Origin of the sequence: Nocardia sp. NPDC046763, from assembly GCF_040645495.1 — a bacterium.
Lineage (GTDB): Bacteria > Actinomycetota > Actinomycetes > Mycobacteriales > Mycobacteriaceae > Nocardia.
The window spans coordinates 1-19,077 of sequence record NZ_JBEYYI010000004.1 but is presented as its reverse complement, the minus strand read 5'-3'; the positions used below and the strand labels follow the sequence as shown (position 1 = coordinate 19,077).

Genomic DNA, 19,077 nt, shown 5'->3' with positions numbered 1-19,077 from the left:
CAATGACCGCCGAAGGGTGGCGCGCGCGGCGAGGATTCGGCCGCACAGCGCGGGGGTGCGAAGTCGGAGTCGGCCTGGCGGGGCCGGGACGCGGCTGTTTGAATGCGGGTATGAGTGGCCGTGAGGTCGGCAGGGCGGCCGACGTGTGCGTGGTGGGGCTCGGTCCCACAGGGCGGGCGCTGGCGCATCGCGCCATGGCGGCGGGTATGCGGGTGGTCGCGGTGGATCCGCGGCCGACACGGCTGTGGGCGCCGACCTTCTCGTGCTGGGTGGACGAGCTGCCGGAGTGGCTGGGGCAGGGCGCGATCGCCAGCCGCATCGAGGCGCCCGCGGTGTGGACGACCACCGAGCACCGGATTCCCCGGCCCTACTGCGTGCTGTCCAAGCAGGGCCTGTTCGACGCGCTGCCGCTGGACGACGCGACGGTCATCGCGGGCCGTGCGCGCACGGTGGAGGCGCACCGGGTGGAGCTGGCCGACGGCACCGAGGTGCGCGCCGCCACCGTGTTCGACACCCGCGGCCAGGCCGCGCCGGGCGCGCGGCGCACCGCCAGCGCACACGGCATCTTCGTGGACGAGGACACCGCGGCCCCGATGGTGACCGCCGGTGAGGGCCTGCTGCTGGACTGGCGCGACGAGAACGGCGCGGGCCCGGACGAGCCGCCGTCGTTCCTGTACTCGGTGCCGCTCGGGGACGGCACGGTGATCTTCGAGGAGACCAGCCTGGGCCTGCGCGGCGGTATGCCGCAGCACGAGCTGCGGCGGCGCACCCTGAATCGGCTGGCGGCGCACGGGATTCGGCTGCGCGGTGACGAGCCGACCGAGGCCGCTCACTATCCGCTCGACGAGCTGCCCCCGAAAGCCGGTCGCGGCCGGGTGATTCCGTTCGGCTCGCGCGGCGGCATGATGCATCCGATCACCGGGTACTGCGTGGCGGATTCGCTGGCGCTGGTGGATACCGCCCTGGACGCGGTGCGCCGCGGCGACGATCCGGTCGAGGCGCTGTGGCCGTGGCAGGCGCGCCTGGTCTATTGGATGCGCATGCGAGGCGTGTACGGCCTAGGCCGGCTGACGACCGCCCAGTCCGTCGCCATGTTCGACGCGTTCTTCACCCGCCCGCCCCGGCAGCAACGCGCGCTGCTGTCGGCGCACGCCGACTACTCGGCGCTGGGCACGGCGCTGTTCATGACGGTCGGCACCACCCAGCCGTTCCGCTGGCGCTACGACCTGGTGGGCTGGACCAACCGGAACCGCTGGGTGGATTGGGATTTCGGCCGCCCGCGCCCGCTGGACGACCTGCTGCTGCCCCGGGAGGATCTGCTACCCGGGGACACCGCGCAGTAGGGCTCAGACCCAGTTCTCGATCCAGTACTTCCAGATGATCGCGGCGTAGGCGGCCAGTGGCGGCACCTTGATATCGGTGCCGGCGAGCGCGGCCGCGGTGTGGCGGGAGTCGAAGCGGCACGACAGTTCGGTGTCCTCGATGACGTCCATGGGAATGCCGACCTGGCGCAGCACCCAGCCCATGCCGGGTACGCGCAGGGTGAGGTCGAGGGTCTGCTTGGGCATGACCTGGATGAGGTGCGGCGCCCCGGCCTCGTCGGCGAAGAGGTTGAAGACGTCGGCGACACTCTGCTCGCGCGGATCCACCAGGTGGTACGTGGCGGGTGTGTCGCCGGGCCGGTGCGCGATGTGGTCGAGGGCGCGGGCCACGAAATCGACCGGCACCAGATTGGTTTCGCCGAGTTCGGGCGCGATCACGGGCAGGATGCGGGGCAGCTGCGCGGCCATGCGCAGCAGCCGGAAGAAGTAGTAGGGGCCGTCGATGCGGTCGATCTCGCCGGTGCGGGAATGGCCGATCACGATGGCGGGCCGGTAGATCCGCCACGGCACCGCGGTCTGCTCGCGCACATCCTGCTCGGCCCGCAACATGGCCCGCTGGTAGGGGGTGGGCAGCAGCTGTCCGACGTCGGTCATGTCCTCGGTGAACAGGCCCTCCCGGGCTCCGGCGACGCGCACCGTCGAAACATGGTGCAGCCGTCCGGCTTCCAGCGCCGCCGCGAGCTCGGCGACCCGCCGGGTGCCGCCGCCCGCGCCGCGGGTGTCGAAGCCGGCGGCCAGGTGGAAGACGTGGTCGATCGAACCGCGGTGCGCCGCAATCCAGCCCGCGTCGATGCCGAGCCCGGGCGCGCCGAGGTCGCCGCGCACCGGGCGTACCCGGTCGGGGGCACTCCAGTCGCGCAGGCAGCGGTTGAAACGCAGCACGGAGCCTTCGCCCGGGCACACCAGGACGTGGACGTCCGCGCCGCGTTTCAGGAGTTCGGGGAGCAGAAATCGACCGATGAACCCGGTTGCCCCGGTAACCAGGTAGTTCATGGCGCCCACCTTAACGTGACGCACGCCACTCGAACTCCGGTGCGGCCCCGGGGAAACTGGTCGGGCGTGTCTAGGCTCCGGTCTCCGCCGCCCGCCGGTACCCGCGGATCGCGGGGTAGGCGCACACCACGATCATGCCGACCGACCACGCCACGGTCTTCCACAGCGGTGCCGCGATCGGCCCGTCGTAGGACAGTCCGCGCATGGCGTCGATGGCGGTGCTCATGGGCTGGTTCTCGACCGTCTTCTGCAGCCAGACCGGATAGGCGAACACCGGCACGAAACCGGAGTTGAAGAACATCAGCAGGGTGTTGACGATGCCGATCAGCGAGACCAGCAGCACGCCCTCGGTGAGCGTGGCCAGCGCGGTGACCAGTACAGCGAACCCGATGGCGAACAGGATCGGAATGGCCAGCATGGCAATCGAAGCCGCGGGCCCGTACCAGAACCGGAAGCCGATGCACACGCCCACGATGAGGACGAACACGGAGGTGACGAGCACCCGCAGCGCCTCGGCCAGCAGTCGTCCGGTGAGTCCGGCCGCGCGGTGGATGGGCATGGTGTAGAACCGCCCGAGCAGTCCGGTGGCCTTCTCGGTCTTGAAGCCGAGCGCGCTCACCACCGAACCGGACATGGCCGCGACCAGCATGACCATCGGCACGGTGCCGTAGATGCTGGGCATGCCGGTGGCCTGGGTGATGGAGTCGCCCAGCACGATCCGGAACATGATCAGCGTGGCCGCCGGGTAGATGAGGGTCTGAATGGTGGTCGCGGGATCGCGCATCCAGCCGATGAGCAGGCGCTTGCACTGGATCAGGCTCTGTTCCAGCCAGATCGAGAGCGCGCGCTCCGACCGCGGTTTCACCACCGGCAGCGGCTGATGTCCCGCCCACGATTCCACTTCGACCGCCGAATCCTGTCCGGCCGCCGAATCCTGTTCGTCCACTTGGGCCGTCACCGCACTGCTCATGATCGCCTCACACTCGCCCAGATCGCCATCGGCGTGAAGACGACCGCGAGGCCGCCCAGCCACACCAGCGGCACCCACAACACCTGCCAGGTCACCCCGTGCTCGGCCATGTCGCGCAGCGCGAAGGAGAACTGCGAGATGGGCTGATTGCGCACGAACGGCCGCACCCACGCGGGAAAGCCGGCCTCAGGCACGAAGCCGCAGGACAGCATGCCGAAGATGAGGGTCGGCAGGGTCAGGGCCTGGCTCAGCGATTCGGGGCTCTTGGTCAGTGACCCCAGCCCGTCGGCGCCGATGGCCAGGATGGTGCCGACGGCGAGGGAGAAGACGCAGAACAGCACGGCCTGGCCCCAGCCGGCGACGAATCGGAAGCCGATCAGGTGACCCCAGCCCAGCGCCGCGATGAGCGAGACCACCGAGCGCACCAGGCCCGCGGACAGCCGGGACAGCAGCGGCACCAGCTTGCCGATGGGCATGGTCTGCATGCGGGTGTTGAGCCCGGTCATGGCCTCGAACGCGGCCAGCTGCGCGTTCGACATCATGGTGAAGGACATGGTCTGCAGCACGATGATCGGCATGACGAACTGCGCGTAGTGGATGCCGCGGACCTGCATGACGTACTTCAGCGGCAGGTAGAAGCCGAGGGTGAACACCAGCGGCACGATCACCGCGACGGCCAGTTCGCCCTTGGTGGCCATCACCCAGACGACGCGGCCGGTGAGCGCGCGCCACTGGGCGAAGCTGCTGGGCCGGGCCGGTGGTACGCCGGCGAACAGGTCGGCGGCGTCGGCCGCGGGGGCGCTCATGCCACGCCTGCGGTGTCGGCCGTGTCGGCGGTGGCCTCGTGGCTGCCGGAGTGCCCGGTGAGCGAGAGGAAGACGTCGTCGAGGGAGGGGCGGCGCAGGCCGATGTCGGCGAGCTTGACGCCGACGGCGTCGAGCCGGCGCAGAGCCTCCGACAGGGTGACCGCACCGTCCGGGGCGGGAATCGAAAGCCGGTCGCCGCCGGCCATATCCGCGCGGACCGCGTCGGGCACCAGATCGCCGAGCGCGTCGGCGACGGTGGTCAGCTGGGTCGGGTCCAGCGGCACGACCTCGCAGTAGCTGCCGCCGGTCTTCTCCTTGAGAGCGTCGGCGGTGCCCTCGGCGATGACCGTACCTTTGTCGATCACGATGATGTTGTCGCTGAGCACGTCGGCCTCTTCGAGGTACTGCGTGGTCAGCAGGACGGTGATGCCCTGGTTCTTGAGCGCGGTGACGAGATCCCAGACGCCCTGGCGGCTGCGCGGATCCAGGCCGGTGGTGGGTTCGTCGAGGAACACCACCTCGGGCCGGACCACCAGGCCGCAGGCGATGTCGACGCGGCGGCGCATGCCGCCGGAGTAGTGGCGCACCGCGCGGCGGCCCGCGCCGGTGAGGTCGAACTCCTCGAGCAGGTTGTCGGCGCGCTGCCGGGCGGCCTTGCGCGGCAGGCCCATCAGACGGCCGAAGAGCTCGAGGTTCTCGCGACCGGAGAGGTTCTCGTCGAGGGCCGCGTACTGGCCGGTCATCATGATCGATCGGCGCACCGCGGCGGGGTCCGAGCGCACGTCGTGCCCGGCGATGCGGGCGATGCCGGAGTCCGGGCGCAGCAGGGTGGACAGGATCTTGACCGTGGTGGTCTTGCCCGCCCCATTGGGGCCGAGAATGCCGAGGACCTGTCCGCGGGCGGCGGTGAAGCTGATCCCCTGCAGCGCGTGCACCTCGCCGAAGGACTTGCGGACGTCTTCGACGAAAACGGCCGGATCATCGGGTGCTCCGGGTTGCGGTCTGTCCAAGCTGGGCATCAACTCTCCACTATCGGCTGGTCGGGCTGAACGATGTCGCCCCGTGCGGCGGGTCCCCACATCCCGCGGGGGATAAGTCGCTACCGCCCGCCGGGATGATCCACACCGCCGGCCGTGATGTTACCGGCGCATCCCAAATGAGGCCGTTTCTTTGCCGAAGCAGCAATCATCAAACTGTGTGCTTGGTCACAAACCGAAGGGTTCCGGCATAGCTGCTGATCCAGGCGCAGACCGGCCGGTATGCGGCGATTTCGCTACCTTGTCGCATCTGCGACTCGAACCATAGTCTGGCGTTGGCGGGGAGAGACATTCACAGGCCACGAGAGGTTGACCATGGCCGAGTCGGCGCAGCCGGCAACAGGGCGCGCCGGTGCGCGCCGATCCAAGGTGCTCACGTCCTTCGACCCCAGGACCGGGGAGGTCGTCGGCGAATACGCCAGCATGGGCGCGGGCGAGCTCACCCGCACTGTCCGCTCGGCACGTAGCGCCGAACAATGGTGGGCGGCACTGGGATTCGACGCGCGCAAACGCTGGCTGCTGGACTGGAAACGCAGCCTGGCCCGCGGCACCCGCGATCTGGTCGAGCTGATCAGCAGCGAGACCGGCAAGCCGCGCATCGACGCCGCCATCGAGGTGACGCTGGCGGTGGAACATCTGGATTGGGTTGCGCGGCATGCGGAGAAGACGCTGGGCCGCACCACCCGGCTGGGCGCCGCACTGCGCCGCGAGGCGCCCGGCACCGTCGGCTACCTGCCGCTGGGCGTGGTCGGCGTGCTCGGCCCCTGGCAGAATCCCGTTCTGACACCGATGAATTCGATTGCCGGCGCGATGGCCTCGGGCAATGCGGTGGTGTTCAAGCCCAGTGAGCTGACCCCCGGCGTGGGCGCGTGGCTGGCCGACACCTGGAACCATCTGGCCCCGAATCAGCCTGTGCTGCAGGTGGTCACCGGCGACAGCGGCACCGCCGCCGCCCTGTGCCGCGCCCGCGTGGACAAGCTGGCCTACGCCGGATCCGGCGCGGGGGCGCGGGAGGTGGCCACGCTGGCCGCGCAGGCGTCCACCCCCCTGCTCGTCGAGCAGGGCGGACGCGGATCGATGGTGGTTCAGGTCGACGCCAAGCTCGATACCGCCGCGGCCGCCGCGGTGTACGGCGCCATGGCCAATTCCGGTCAGCAGCCCGCGGGCGTGCAGTGCGTGTATGTGGCCGACTCGGTGTACGAACCGTTCTTGGAGCTGGTGGCCGATCAGGCCCGGCGGCTCCGCCCGGGCGCGGACCGCCGCGCCTCCTACGGCCCGATGATCCTGGACGCCCAGATCGATGTGGTGCGCCGCCAGGTGCGCGACGCCGTCACCCGGGGCGGGCGGCTGGTGGTCGGGAGCCTGGAGTCGATTCGCGAACCGTATATCGAGCCGATCGTGCTCACCGACGTGCCCGAGGTGAGCACCGCGGTCACCGGGGACGCCGTCGGGCCGGTGCTGGTGGTGAATCGGGTGGCCACCATGGACGAGGCGGCCGACCGGGTGAATTCCGCCGAAAAGCCGCGCGCCGTCTCGGTTTTCACGCGTGACACCCGCAGCGTCCCGGAGTTCGCGGCACGGCTGCGCAGCGAGCTCATCACGGTCAACGCGGCCCCGGTCTACGGGGTCAACGGGCCGGGCCGCATTCGCGATCCGCGCACGCTGCGGGAATTCGCACGGCCGCAGACGATCACCGAGAAGCATCCGCCGGACCAGATCACCTCGGGCACCTTCGAGAAGCATCCGCGCCGTCTCCGGGTGGCCCGCGCGTTGTTCCGCATGCGGCACCGGGTCTGACGGTGGAAGTGGCTGCCGCGTGAGGCTATTCGGCGGTAGGCCGCGGGAGGCTATTCGGCGGCGGGCACGCCCAGCAGTACGGCGCGCATGAGCGCGCTCACCCGGGCCAGGTTCTCGGGCCGCCCGTCGAAGCGGATGCGCCGGCCCACATCGATGACCTGGGCGATGGCCGCGTGCACCCGGAAGCGCGCCTCGACCTGATCGCCTTCGAGCAGGTTGGCCCATTCGAGCACGTTCTGCCGCTGCACCGAGCGCAGCCGATGCTGTTCGGAGGCGGGCAGATTCGAGAATTCGGAGAAATAGACCGGCAGGATCTCGGGCATGGCGAAGGTCATGCGGGAGAACCGGTCGGCGATCCGGACCGCCGCGTCGGCGCGGCTGGTGGCCTCGGCCAGCGCCTCGTTGTTGCCGATGGCGACCCGTTCGCCGGTGCGGTGGAAGGCGGCGGCCAGCAGGTCGGCCTTGCTGGCGAAGTAGCGGTAGACGCTGGAGGCGTTGATGCCGGCGGCGGCGCCGATCTCCTCGATGCTGGCCTCGTGGTAGCCCTGCCGCCCGAAGATGCGAATGGCCTCGGTGAGCAGCTGCTCGCGCTTGGAGATGACGGGCAGGCCGCGCAGCAGCGGGTCGCCGGTGGCCGGGGCGGGCGCGGGCGGCAGTTCGCAGCGCAGCAGGTCCCAGCAGATCTCGGTGATCAGGTTGACCAGGCGGGTGGTGGACAGGGCGGTGCGATGCGCGGTGATGGAGCCGATGGCGCTCAGCACCGCGGCCGCGCGCAGCTCGATGTCGACCGCATCCGCGTCGGGGTACAGCTCGGCGATGGCGGCGGCCAGGGTGGCGCGCAGTTCGTTGTAGATGACGCGGATGCGGTCGCGGTCCGCGCGTTCCAGGTAGCGGCGCTCCCACCGGTACAGCCCGCCCTCGCGGCGCACATCGATGGTGTACTCGGCGATGCCGCGGATCAGCGCGGTGAGTCGCGGTTCCGATTCCAGCTCCGGATGGTCGGCGGCCTTGGCGGCATCCAGCAATTGCTGTGCCCCCATTTCCGCGGCGGCCACCAGCAGCGCGTATTTATTGGTGAAGTGGCGGTACAGCGCCGGACCGGAGATGCCGACCTCGGCCGCGATCTCGTCCACGCCGACCGGGTGGTAGCCACGTTCGGCGAACGCCCGGGCCGCTACCCGCACGATTTGGGCCTTGCGGTTCTTGGGGCGGCGGCGGGGACCGGGTTCGCTGTCCGATGGCCTGGAACTACTGTCCGGTCGCGCGGAAGCGAGGGCTGCCTCGCTGCGATCGGCGACCATACAGTTTCTCCTTCTCGACGAACCCCAGCTGTTGACAGTGCCGGACGAACCCCCCTAAGTTAACCACAATTCGCAAAGCTGAACACAGTCTGCGGCATCGCTGCCGCATATATATCCGGGGAGCGCACATGGATACCGCATCGCGCAGTGATTCCGTCAGGGGTGGCGGTGGGGCGACGGGCGGGCACATCGCGACCACCGCGGGGTACACCGCGGTTCAGGACGGGCGGGTGCTGCGCATCACCATCACCAATCCCAAACGCAAGAACGCACTCAGCTATGACACCATGGCCGGCCTTGGCGATACCGTGCTCGCGGCCTCGCAGGATCCGGCCGTGCGGGTCATCGTACTGACCGGCGAGGGCGGCGACTTCTGCACCGGCGCGGATCTGGCCGCCGCCCCGGGCGAGAAGGAACGCGGTATCACGCCCGAGATGACCATGGACGTGGCCAACCGGATGATCAAAGCGATCGTCGACTCCCCCGTTCCGGTCATCGCCCGGGTCAAGGGCGCGGCCGCCGGGGTGGGCGTGGCCTTCGCGCTGGCCGCCGATCTGGCCTACGCGTCCGAGGACGCCTACCTGCTGCTGGCCTTCATCAATATTGGCCTGATGCCCGACGGCGGCGCGGCGGCCCTGGTGGCCGCTGCGGCCGGTCGCCCACTGGCCGCGGAGATGGCACTGCTCGGCGAGCGGCTCTCGGCGCGAAAGGCCGTGGAGCACAGCCTGATCGCGGGCGTGTACAGCGATGAGGAGCTCGACGCCAAGGTGGAGGCGGCCGTCGCCAAACTCGCACACGGCCCGCGCCGCGCCCTGGAGCTCACCAAGCGCGCCCTCAATGCGGCGGCGCTGACCTCGCTGGACGCCGCCCTCGCGGCCGAGAAGGCCGGCCAGTGCGAACTGCTCGGCTCGGCCGATTTCGCCGAGGGCGCGGCCGCCATGCTGCAGAAGCGCCGGGCGGTCTTCGCCGAATAGCGCGGCGCGTCAGCCCTTTCCGGCGACGATCAGGTAGATCAGCACCGCGTTCAGGGCGGTGATGACCGCGGCCACCAGCCAGGCCAGGCCGGTGGTGACGCGGTGGTTGACGTTCGCGCCCATGAGCCCGGCATCGCTGGTGAAGCGCACCAGCGGGATGAGCGCGAACGGAATGCCGAACGACAGCACCACCTGCGAAATGATCAGGGCGCGAGTGGGATCGACGCCCAGCGCGAGCACCACCAGAGCGGGAATCAGCGTGATCACGCGGCGCACGGCCAGGGGAATGCGCCGGTCCAGCAGGCCCTGCATGATCATGGCCCCCGCATAGGCCCCTACCGACGTGGACGCCAGGCCCGAGGCGAGCAGGCCGACCGCGAGCAACAGCCCGGCCACCGGGCCGAGCACCTGCTGGACCGCGGCGTGCGCGCCCTCGATGGTGTCCACCCCGTCGCGACCGCGCAGCGTGCTGGCCGCCATCAGCAGCATGGCCAGGTTCACCGCGCCCGCCAGCAGCATGGCCAGGCCGACGTCGTATCGGGTGATGCGCAGCAACCGGTTTCGCGAGGCGCCCACCTCCGGATGCCCGTGCCGGTCGCGGGCCATGCCGGAGTGCAGGTAGACCACGTGCGGCATGACGGTCGCACCGATCATGGCCGCGGCCAGCAGCACGCTGCCGGAGCCTTCGAAGCGGGGCACCAGACCACCCAGGGTTTCCGAGGCCGACGGCGGCGAGAACACCAGGGAGGCAAGGAATCCGATCGCGATGATCCCGAGCAGGCCGGTGATGACGCGCTCGAAGGGCTGCTGCCCGCCGAGATTCTGGATCAGCAGCAGGATCATCGACACGATGCCGGTGATGATGCCGCCGATCATGAGCGGCAGTCCGAACAGCAGGTTCAGTGCGATCGCCCCGCCGACCACCTCGGCGAGATCGGTGGCCACCGCCACGGTCTCGGCCTGCGCCCAGTACGCGAGCCGCACCGGACGGCCGGACTTCTCCCGCACCGCCTCCGGCAGCGACTTGCCGGTCACCAGGCCGAGTTTCGCGGACAGGAACTGGACCAGCCCGGCCATCGCATTGGCCATGATCACCACCCACACCAGCAGGTAGCCGTATTGCGCTCCGGCGCTGATATTGGAGGCGACATTGCCCGGATCGACGTACGCGATGGCGGCGACGAAGGCCGGGCCGAGTAACACCGCGGCCGATCGCGCTCGCTGGAACGGGCTGCGCTGATCGGCCAAGCTGATACTCACACACCAAGTTTACGGGTACCCGAACTTTTTGTTTAGTCCTTCCTACCACTCTGTGACCACAGCCATAACGGCAACAGCCCGGCACCTTGTCGGTGCCGGGCTGATTTGTGTTGTCCGCGTGGACTTTCGGTCAGATGCCGAGGCCCTGGGCCAGGACCGGCCACGAGTTGATGAACTCGTCGTTCCAGTAGCCCCACGAGTGGGTGCCGGTGGCCCGGAAGTTGTAGGTGGCCGGGATGCCCAGCGAGTTCAGCTTGTTCGCCAGGTTGTGGCTGCAGAAGTTGGTGCCGGCCTCGATCACGCCGCCGATGATGATCTGGTTGGCCAGGCCGTAGGCGCCGGGCAGCGCGTACGGACCGTTGAGGGTGTCGTACACGCCGGGCAGACCGCTACCGGAGGAGATGTAGAGGTTGATGCCGCGCAGCTTGTCAGCGTTGATGACCGGATCGTGCTGGGCCCACTCGGGCGAATCCGACGGACCGTACATGTTCTCGAGCTTGCCGCCGCCCCAGGTCTCGACGGTCAGGCGCATGAACTCCTGGCCCTGCGGGTCAGCCATCTGGGCGCAGCCGGAGTAGGCGGCGACGGACTTGTACAGGTCCGGCTTGGCCTCGGCCAGGGTGAGCACGGTGGTGCCGGAGGTGGAGATGCCGGAGATGGCATTGACGCCGTTGGTGCCGAGGGCGGCGTCGATCAGCGGGGGTAGTTCCTCGCTGAAGAAGGTGGTCCACTTGTTGCGGCCGAGGACCGGATCGTCATTGTCCCAGTCCTGGTAGTAGGACCACTTGCCGCCGATGGGCTGCACGACATTGACGTTCTTGTCGCCCAGGAAGCCGTTGACGATATTGGTCTTCTTGACCCAGGAGGCGTCGTCCTGACCGCCGCCCGCGCCATTGAGCAGGTACAGAGTCGGGCGCGGCACCGAGGCGTCCGCGGGCCGCTGCACGTCGACCGGATAGGTGGCGCCCATGGCCGCGGAGTAGACGTAGAGCCGGATGTTCCGGTCGTCCTTCATCTCGGCCCTGGTGATCTTCGAACCATCCGCCGAGACCGGATCGGCCAGCAGCTTCTTGCCGTCGATGATCGGGTCAGCGGAGGCGGTGCCGCCGCCGACGCCGGTCATCAGACCGGTGAGAACCGCCGTGGCAGCGAGGAAGGCTGCGGCTCGCAGCCCGCGCCGCCCGTTCCGGACATGTCGACGAATCAATGTTTCGCACCTTCATCTCGTGTCGAATTCAGCTGATACTACGGGTCGGTCACACAGCGGGCGTCAGCGCCCGTGCTCGGCGAGTCCACCCAGCGCCTGCACCCAGCCCTCCACCAATTGCTTGACCTGGTCCAGGTCGAGCACCGTGCCCACGAAATCGAAGCGGGCGATGAGGCCGTCCTGGCTGGTGTCGACGGTGACGTCCAGATACAGGTCGTCGGCGACCGGTTCCGGGTAGACCCGGGCCGGGCGCAGGTCACGGTAGCGGAAGCCGATGCGGCCCACCGGGAGTACGGCGATCTCCGCCACCGTCTCCGGGTTCAGGTGCCGCAGCAGCCCGAAACCGACTCCCTGCGAGGGTACTTCGCGGGCCCGGTCGCGGATCTGCTCGATGACCGCGCCCGCGGTCGGGCCGCCGGCCCGCACCTCGGCGAGGTCGACGCCGTCCAGGCGCAGCGCGAACGGGTAGGTGGTGCTGAACGCGCCGACCGTCCGCAGTCCGGCCGGATCGCCGGGGGTGCGGCCATCGGCGATCAGCCGCACCACCGAACCCAGTGTGTCGCGCAGGGTTTCGGCACCCGGGTCGAGCAGGGTGGCGGCCAGGGCGGCCAGCAGCACATCGTCGATGTCGGCGCCGTAGCGGCGTGCCACGCCGTCGACGGCCGCCGCGCCCTCGCCGGTGATGGACACCGAGACCCGGCCGCGGGCACCGGAATCGGCATCGCCGATCACCAGCTCCGGCGACACGCCCTCCGCGACATCGGCGAGCTGGTCGCGCCACCAGTCCAATTCGTCGATGGTGTCGGCGTCCACGGCGCGTTCGGCCAGCGCACGGGCGATGCCGAGCGGGTGGGCGTCCGCGCTGTGCGGGGTGGCGTGGCCGCCGGACCACGAGGCGGTGAGGTCCTCGATGACGGTGCGCCAGGAGGCGTCGTCCACGACCAGGCCGTTGGCGACCACGACGAGCACGGCGGCGGGCCGGTCCTGCGGGTCCTCGGCCGGGTCGGTCGCCACGTTCTCCACCAGCACGAAGCGCATGTTGTACCCCTTCTCGGGGTCCAATTCGGCGGCGGCAGCGTGGATCACGGCCTCGATGGGGTCACCGACGGCCTCCAGGTTGGGGTCGATCTGCCAGACCACCGCGGCGCCGCGCGGCTGGGCGGCCGGAATGTCGAGCGCCACCGCGTCGCCATTGCGGCGCAGTCGCGCCCACAGGCCCGGATGCCGGTCCAGCAGTCCGGCGACCGAACGGCGCACCCGGGTGCCGGAGATGCCGGCGGCGATATCGAGGGTGATGGCCCGGACCCAGACCCCGGACGGTTCCACCTCGAGCAGGCCCATGGCGCCCGCAGGCAGCGGCGAAACCTCGCCCACCGCACTGAGTCTCGGCCCCGTGACCGGCTTCTGGACGCCCACGCGCAGCGGCTCGGCCGGTGCGGTCTCCCCGGGCGCGGCCGCCACCTCGTCCTCCGGAGTGGCGGCGTGGGCCGCTCTCGCCGGTTCGGGCTCGGCATCCGGCCGGAACGCGATATCGGGATCCGGCTCGGGCTCCCGGACCGACTTGGGTTCGGCAGCGTGTTCCGGATCGCGCAGCTTCACCGATCGCTCGAGATCCTCGGGCCTGATCACCGGCAGCACCGCGGTGGTGGCCCAGTCGACCTCGAGCTCCTCGAACTGCCCTGCGGCGGACGTGGATTCGTCGGTGACGGATACCGGCTCGCCGATAGCGGACACGATGTCGTCACGGGTGACGGCCGCGGGCCGGGCCCGCAGGTCCTCAGCGGCGATGACCCGTACATCCGCGGGGACCGCCGGGGACAGGGCGTCCCGCACCGGCTCGGCGAGGACCACGTGGGTCATCGCCTCGCGGGTGAGCAGTTCGGTGAGTTCGCCCGGCTCGTAGGCGCGGTGCTGTGCGACCACCAGGGCGGCGGCGGCGCCGAGCGGCAGCAGCGGTTCCAGCGGCGACAGGCTCGATCCGGCCGCCGCGAGATAGATCGCCCGTGCCTCGCCGTGCAGGCCGAAGGACAGGGTCCGGGTGGCGATCGCGTGCAGGTCCGCCTGCGTGAGCACCACCTCGCCGGAGCCGTCGGCCGCGCGATCGACCCAGGCCGCGTGGCCGGGCTCGACGGGTGCGCGGCGGTCCGAGTCGGCGACCGGTGCGGCCGAACGGGATTCGACGTCGGCGCCGACGCGCGGATCGTCGACCACGAGCCACTCACCGCCGGCGGCCAGCGGGGGCAGCCCGGCCGTCGCGGCGCTGAGGGTCAGGCCCTGCGTGGTCCGGCTGTCGATCGCACCCGTGTCACCGGTGGCCGGATCCACCGGCAGCACGGTCGCACCGGTTTTGGCGACCGCCCACACCGCGAGGATGAGCGCCACCGACCGGGGCAGCGCCACGGCCACCCGGGTGCCCGGGCCCGCGCCGCGATCGATGAGAACCCGTGCGAGACGCGAGGATTCGGCATCGAGCTGGGCGTAGGTGAAGGCACGACCACGAATGATCACCGCCGCACCGTCCGGATTCGCCCCGACGGCCGCGGCCATGAGATCCGGCAGGGTGCCCACCGGCTCGGCGGCAGCGACGGTATCGCCGGACAGCACAGCCGGTTCGGACCGCACAACAGGTTCGGACACTACGGCCGGTTCGGTGTCGGCGCGATCGATGAGGCCGGCCAGCACCGGTCCGATCACGGCGAGGGCTTCCGCGGTGGTCATCATCTGGTGGGTGCCGGGCACCGGATGCTCGCCCACGGCCCCGCTGACATACGGCCGCCAGTCGGCCGACGACTTCGACTGCGGGACACCGGCGCTCAGGAACTCGGCCCGGAACAGCTCGACACGGCCGTCGAAATGCCGCGGCCGGTACTGCGATTCGAGCTCGAGGCTGCGCACCGCGCCGCGGTAGATGCGGCGCAGGCGGTCCAGGGTGAGGACGCCGAGGTCCGGCGGCACCGCGCCGTGCAGCGCGGTGAGCGCCTCCTCGCTCAGGTTCAGCAGGTCGCCGTCGGGGAAGGCCTCGGGGCCGACGCCGATGGTGGCGAACTCGTCCAGGATCGAGGTCCGGAAGTCGGACTTCGACTCCGGGTAGGAGTCCAGGATGGCGACCAGGTCGACTCGCTGACCGGCGGCCTGCAGCTCGGTGGCGATGGCGTAGGCCAGGATGCCGCCGAGCGAGTAGCCGAGCACCCGGTACGGACCCTCCGGCTGGATGGCGCGCATTTCGGCGGCGTAGCGGCGGGCCACGTCGGCCAGGTCTGCCGGGTCGTAGTCGGCCTCGGTGAGGGCGGGCGACTGCAGGCCGAGCAGGGGCTGGTCCTCGGAGAGGAAGCGCGCCAGACCGGCGTAGCACCACGACATTCCGGACATGGGCGGAGCGCAGAAGATCGGCGTCCGGGTGCCCGTGGCGCGAATCGGCAGCACGACCTGAAGTCCGGCTTCGGAATTCGAGTCGAAGTCGTGTTCGCCCTCGAGCGCGGCCAGGATCTGCGCGCCGAGTCCGGCCACGGTCGGCGCGGTGAAGAACCACGCCACCCTGACCTCGGCGCCGGTCAGCGTGCGCAGGCGGCTCGCCACCTGGGTGGCCAGCAGCGAGTTGCCGCCGAGGGTGAAGAAGTCGTCGTCCGCGCCGACCCGCTGCAGGCCGAGCACGTCGGCGAAGACCTCCGCCACGGTCTGTTCCAGGCCGGTGGCCGGGGCACGGAAGACGGCCGCCTCGAATTCGGGATCGGGCAGCGCGGCGCGGTCCAGCTTGCCGTTCACGTTCAACGGCAGGGCGTCGAGGACCACGAAGGCGGCCGGGACCATGTACGACGGCAGTGCCGCCGACAGCGCCGACTTCACCTGCGGCACCTCGAGATCCGAGCCGGACGGCACCAGGTAGGCCACCAGACGGTCACCCGTCTTGGCGTCGGTCTTGGCCAGCACCGCGGTCTGCGCGATCTCCGGCAGCGCCAGCAGCGCCGCCTCGATCTCACCGAGCTCGATACGGAAGCCACGGATCTTCACCTGGAAGTCGGTGCGGCCCCGGTATTCCAGCTCGCCGGTCGAGTTCCACGCGACCAGGTCACCGGTGCGGTACATGCGCTCGCCGGTCGCGAACGGGTCGGCCACGAAGCGATCCGCGGTCAGATCCGGACGCCCGAAGTAGCCGCGCGCCAATTGCGCACCGGCGAGGTACAACTCGCCGGGCACCCCGGCGGGCACCGGCCCCAGCCGGGCGTCGAGCACGTAGACGCGGCTGTTCCATTCCGGCGCGCCGATGGGCACCGAGACGCGGTCGGCGGCGGCGACCTCGTGGTTGGTGATGGACACCGCGGCCTCGGTCGGGCCGTACAGGTTGTACAGGCCCACCGCCGGGAAGGCCGTGCGGAACCGCTGTGCGAGCGTCGCGGGCAGTGCCTCGCCGATGGCCAGCACGCGCCGCAGCGCGCCCAGTCCGGCGGCCGAATTCGATTCGGCCAGCAGCGCGTCCAGCATGGATGGCACCGTGTGCAGCACGGTCACGGCCGTGCGGGCCATGAGCGCGTTGAGGTACACGGGGTCGCGGTGGCCGTCGGGCTCGGCGATGACCAGGCGGCCGCCCGAGACGGCGGCGGACCAGAATTCCCACACCGACAGGTCGAAGGTGGACGCCGTCTTCAGCAGCACCGCGTCGTCGACGCCGAGATCGAATTCCGCGGTCTTCCACAGCAACTGGTTGACGATCGCCGCGTGCGGCACGGCCACGCCCTTGGGGCGGCCGGTCGATCCGGAGGTGAAGATGACGTAGGCGGTGTTCGTGGGCCGCAGTGGCGCGACCCGCTCGGCGTCGGTGATCGGCCCGGCCGGAACCGAATCCATTGCCAGTTCGTCCATGCGAACCATCGGCGCGAGACCGGTCACGAAGCCGGTCCCACTCGTGGTGAGGACGCACACCGGCGCGGCCGACTCCAGGATGTAGCCGGTGCGCTCGGCGGGCTGATCCGGATCCACGGGCACGTACGCGCCGCCCGCCGCGGTGACCGCGTACATGGCGACCACCAGGTCGGTCGAGCGACGCAGGGCCAGCGCCACCCGGGACTCGGGGCCGACGCCCAGCGAGATCAGGCGGCGGGCCAGGCGATTCACGCGCTGCGCGAGTTCGGCGTAGGTCAGTTCACGCTCGCCGTCGGCGACCAGGGCGATCCGCCCGGCGTGCTCGCGCGCGGTCCGGTCGAGCAGGGACGCCAGCGTGGCGCGGGTGTCGACCTCGTGCCGGGTGTCGTTCCAGCCCCGCAGGATTCGCGCCCGCTCGTCGGCCGCGAGCAGTTCCACCTCGCCCACCGGGGTGGCGGGCGCGGCGGCGACGCTGCTCAGCAGTCGCACGAAGCGTTCGACGAAGCCTTCGACGGTGGCCTGGTCGAACAGGGCCGTCGCGTAGGTGAAGTGTCCGAGAATGCCCGCGGGCTCGCCGGTTTCGCTGTAGCGGTCGGCGGCGATGAGGTGCAGGTCGAACTGCGACAGCTCGGTGTCGATCTCGAGGCCCGCGACGGTCAGCTCGGGCAGTTCCAGCCCGGCCTGACTGTGGTTCTGGAACGACAGGCCCACCTGGAACAGCGGGGGGCGGGCCGTGGAGCGCACCGGGTTGAGCACCTCGACCAGGCGCTCGAACGGCACGTCGGCGTGCGCGAAGGCGGCGAGATCGGTCTCGCGCTGCCGGGCGAGCAGGTCGGTGAAGCTCGCGCCCGCGTCAACCCGGGTCCGGAAGACCAGGGTGTTGACGAACATGCCGATGAGGTCGTCCAGTTCGGCTTCGCCGCGGCCCGCGATCGGGGTGCCGATGGCGATGTCGTCGGTGCCGGAGAGCCGGGCCAGCAGCACGGCCAGCGCTGTGTGCACGACCATGAACAGCGTCGCGCCCTCGGCGCGGGCCAGTTCCACCAGCGCGCGGTGGGCGGCGGCGTCGATGTTCAGCTCGACCTTGCCGCCGTGGAAGGACTGCACGGCCGGCCGCGGCCGGTCCGACGGCAGGTCCAGCTGGTCGGGCAGTCCGGCGAGAGCCTGCTGCCAGTACCCGATCTGGGCGGCGGCCACCGATTCCGGATCGTGCTCGTCGCCGAGCAGTTCGCGCTGCCAGATGGCGTAGTCGGCGTACTGCACCGGCAGCGGCTGCCAGGCCGGTTCCAGCGCCAGGGACCGGGCGGCGTAGGCCACCATGAGGTCCCGGGTCAGCGGCGTCACCGAGGAGCCGTCGCCGGAGATGTGGTGGATCACCAGGGCCAGCACGTATTCGCCGGGGGCGTCGGTGATCTCGAACAGGGCGATGCGCAGCGGCACCTCGGTGGTGACGTCGAACAGGTGCGATGCCACCTCGAGCACCGCTCCCGCGACCTGTTCGGAGCTGACGGCGCGCACCTCGAGTTCGGGCGTCGCCTGGGTGACGGGGAGCACGACCTGCACCGGACCGTCTTCGGTCTCGGGGTAGATGGTGCGCAGGATCTCGTGGCGGGCAACCACATCCGAGACCGCCACGCGCAGGGCGTCCACGTCGAGGGCGCCGGCGAGCCGGACCGCGGCGGGGATGTTGTAGGCGGCCGACTCGGTGTCGAAGCGGTTGAGGAACCACATGCGCTGCTGCGCCGGGGACAGCGGGATGCGCTCCGGGCGCGGACCGGCCACCAGGGCGCGGCGGCCGGTGCCGGTGGCCGATTCGAGGGCGGCGGCCAGCACCGCCACCGACGGCGCGTCGAAGAGGATCCGCACCGGGACGCGGGTGTCGAGGGCCGCGCCGAGGCGGGCGACCACCTGGGTGGCGACCAGGGAGTTGCCGCCGAGGGCGAAGAAGTCGTCGTCGCGGCCGACCGGGTGGCCGAGTCCGAGGGTCTCGGCGAAGACGGTGGCGACGGTCTGCTCGACCGGGGAGACCGGGGCGCGGAATTCGCGGGCCTCGAATTCCGGTGCGGGCAGCGCCTTCCGGTCCAGCTTGCCGTTTGGGTTGACCGGCATGGCGTCGAGCACCACCAGGGCGGAGGGCACCATGTAGGACGGCAGCCGGGCCGCCAGATGGGCCTTGAGCGCGTCCCGGTCGATCTCGCCGGCGGCGGGCACGACGTAGGCGGCGAGCATGTCGCCGGTGTTCTCGGCCGAGTGCAGGACCACGACGGCTTGGTCGACGGTGGCGTGGGAGGTGAGGGCGGCTTCGATTTCGCCGAGTTCGATGCGCAGGCCGCGTAGTTTCACTTGGAAGTCGGTGCGGCCCAGGTAGACCAGCTCGCCGTCGCTGTTCCAGCGGACGAGGTCGCCGGTGCGGTAGAGGCGCTCGCCGCGCCGGAAGGGGCTGGCCACGAACCGTTCCGCGGTCAGGTCGGGGCGGGCGACGTAGCCGCGGGC

Annotated in this window: 11 protein-coding genes; 3 read left to right on the top strand and 8 right to left on the bottom strand. The window is 70.5% G+C overall.

Going from position 1 to position 19,077, the window contains the following annotated elements:
- Positions 1–110: 110 nt before the first annotated feature.
- The gene (locus ABZ909_RS07440; protein WP_356996877.1) at positions 111–1,343 is read left to right on the top strand and encodes a lycopene cyclase family protein; all 1,233 of its coding nucleotides are present in this window, start codon (positions 111–113) and stop codon (positions 1,341–1,343) included.
- Between the two features lie 3 nt (positions 1,344–1,346).
- Here the strand turns inward: ABZ909_RS07440 and ABZ909_RS07435 are convergent, their stop codons facing one another.
- The 4 genes from ABZ909_RS07435 to ABZ909_RS07420 all read right to left on the bottom strand — a co-directional run bounded on the left by ABZ909_RS07435 (position 1,347) and on the right by ABZ909_RS07420 (position 5,170).
- Positions 1,347–2,375, bottom strand: coding sequence for an SDR family oxidoreductase (locus ABZ909_RS07435; protein WP_356996876.1), 1,029 nt, complete (start codon positions 2,373–2,375; stop codon positions 1,347–1,349).
- 70 nt (positions 2,376–2,445) lie between these two features.
- Positions 2,446–3,345, bottom strand: a complete 900-nt coding sequence (locus ABZ909_RS07430; protein ID WP_356996875.1) for an ABC transporter permease — start codon at positions 3,343–3,345, stop codon at positions 2,446–2,448.
- Positions 3,342–4,151, bottom strand: coding sequence for an ABC transporter permease (locus tag ABZ909_RS07425; RefSeq protein WP_356996874.1), 810 nt, complete (start codon positions 4,149–4,151; stop codon positions 3,342–3,344). Before ABZ909_RS07425 ends, ABZ909_RS07430 begins: the two co-directional genes overlap by 4 nt.
- On the bottom strand, positions 4,148–5,170 hold the full coding sequence (locus tag ABZ909_RS07420) for an ATP-binding cassette domain-containing protein (protein WP_356996873.1): 1,023 nt from the start codon (positions 5,168–5,170) through the stop codon (positions 4,148–4,150). The genes ABZ909_RS07425 and ABZ909_RS07420 overlap by 4 nt, the downstream gene beginning before the upstream one ends.
- 333 nt (positions 5,171–5,503) lie before the next feature.
- On the opposite strand from ABZ909_RS07420, the gene ABZ909_RS07415 reads away from it, so the two are divergent.
- Positions 5,504–6,985, top strand: a complete 1,482-nt coding sequence (locus ABZ909_RS07415) for an aldehyde dehydrogenase family protein (protein WP_356996872.1) — start codon at positions 5,504–5,506, stop codon at positions 6,983–6,985.
- 50 nt (positions 6,986–7,035) lie between these two features.
- On the opposite strand, the gene ABZ909_RS07410 is transcribed toward ABZ909_RS07415, so the two are convergent.
- A complete protein-coding gene (locus ABZ909_RS07410; protein WP_356996871.1) occupies positions 7,036–8,286 on the bottom strand; it encodes a helix-turn-helix domain-containing protein in 1,251 nt (416 codons plus the stop codon).
- 128 nt (positions 8,287–8,414) lie between these two features.
- Between ABZ909_RS07410 and ABZ909_RS07405 the strand changes: the two genes are divergently transcribed.
- Complete coding sequence (locus tag ABZ909_RS07405) at positions 8,415–9,260, top strand: enoyl-CoA hydratase-related protein (protein ID WP_356996870.1); 846 nt, start codon at positions 8,415–8,417, stop codon at positions 9,258–9,260.
- Between the two features lie 9 nt (positions 9,261–9,269).
- Here ABZ909_RS07405 and ABZ909_RS07400 read toward each other — a convergent pair whose 3' ends face one another.
- The 3 genes from ABZ909_RS07400 to ABZ909_RS07390 all read right to left on the bottom strand — a co-directional run.
- Positions 9,270–10,514 (bottom strand): Nramp family divalent metal transporter, encoded by a 1,245-nt coding sequence (locus ABZ909_RS07400; protein ID WP_356997309.1) that lies wholly within the window; start codon positions 10,512–10,514, stop codon positions 9,270–9,272.
- 136 nt (positions 10,515–10,650) lie between these two features.
- On the bottom strand, positions 10,651–11,643 hold the full coding sequence (locus tag ABZ909_RS07395) for an alpha/beta hydrolase family protein (RefSeq protein WP_356997308.1): 993 nt from the start codon (positions 11,641–11,643) through the stop codon (positions 10,651–10,653).
- Between the two features lie 147 nt (positions 11,644–11,790).
- Positions 11,791–19,077: amino acid adenylation domain-containing protein (locus ABZ909_RS07390; RefSeq protein WP_356996869.1), on the bottom strand; the 7,287-nt coding region annotated here is incomplete at its 5' end.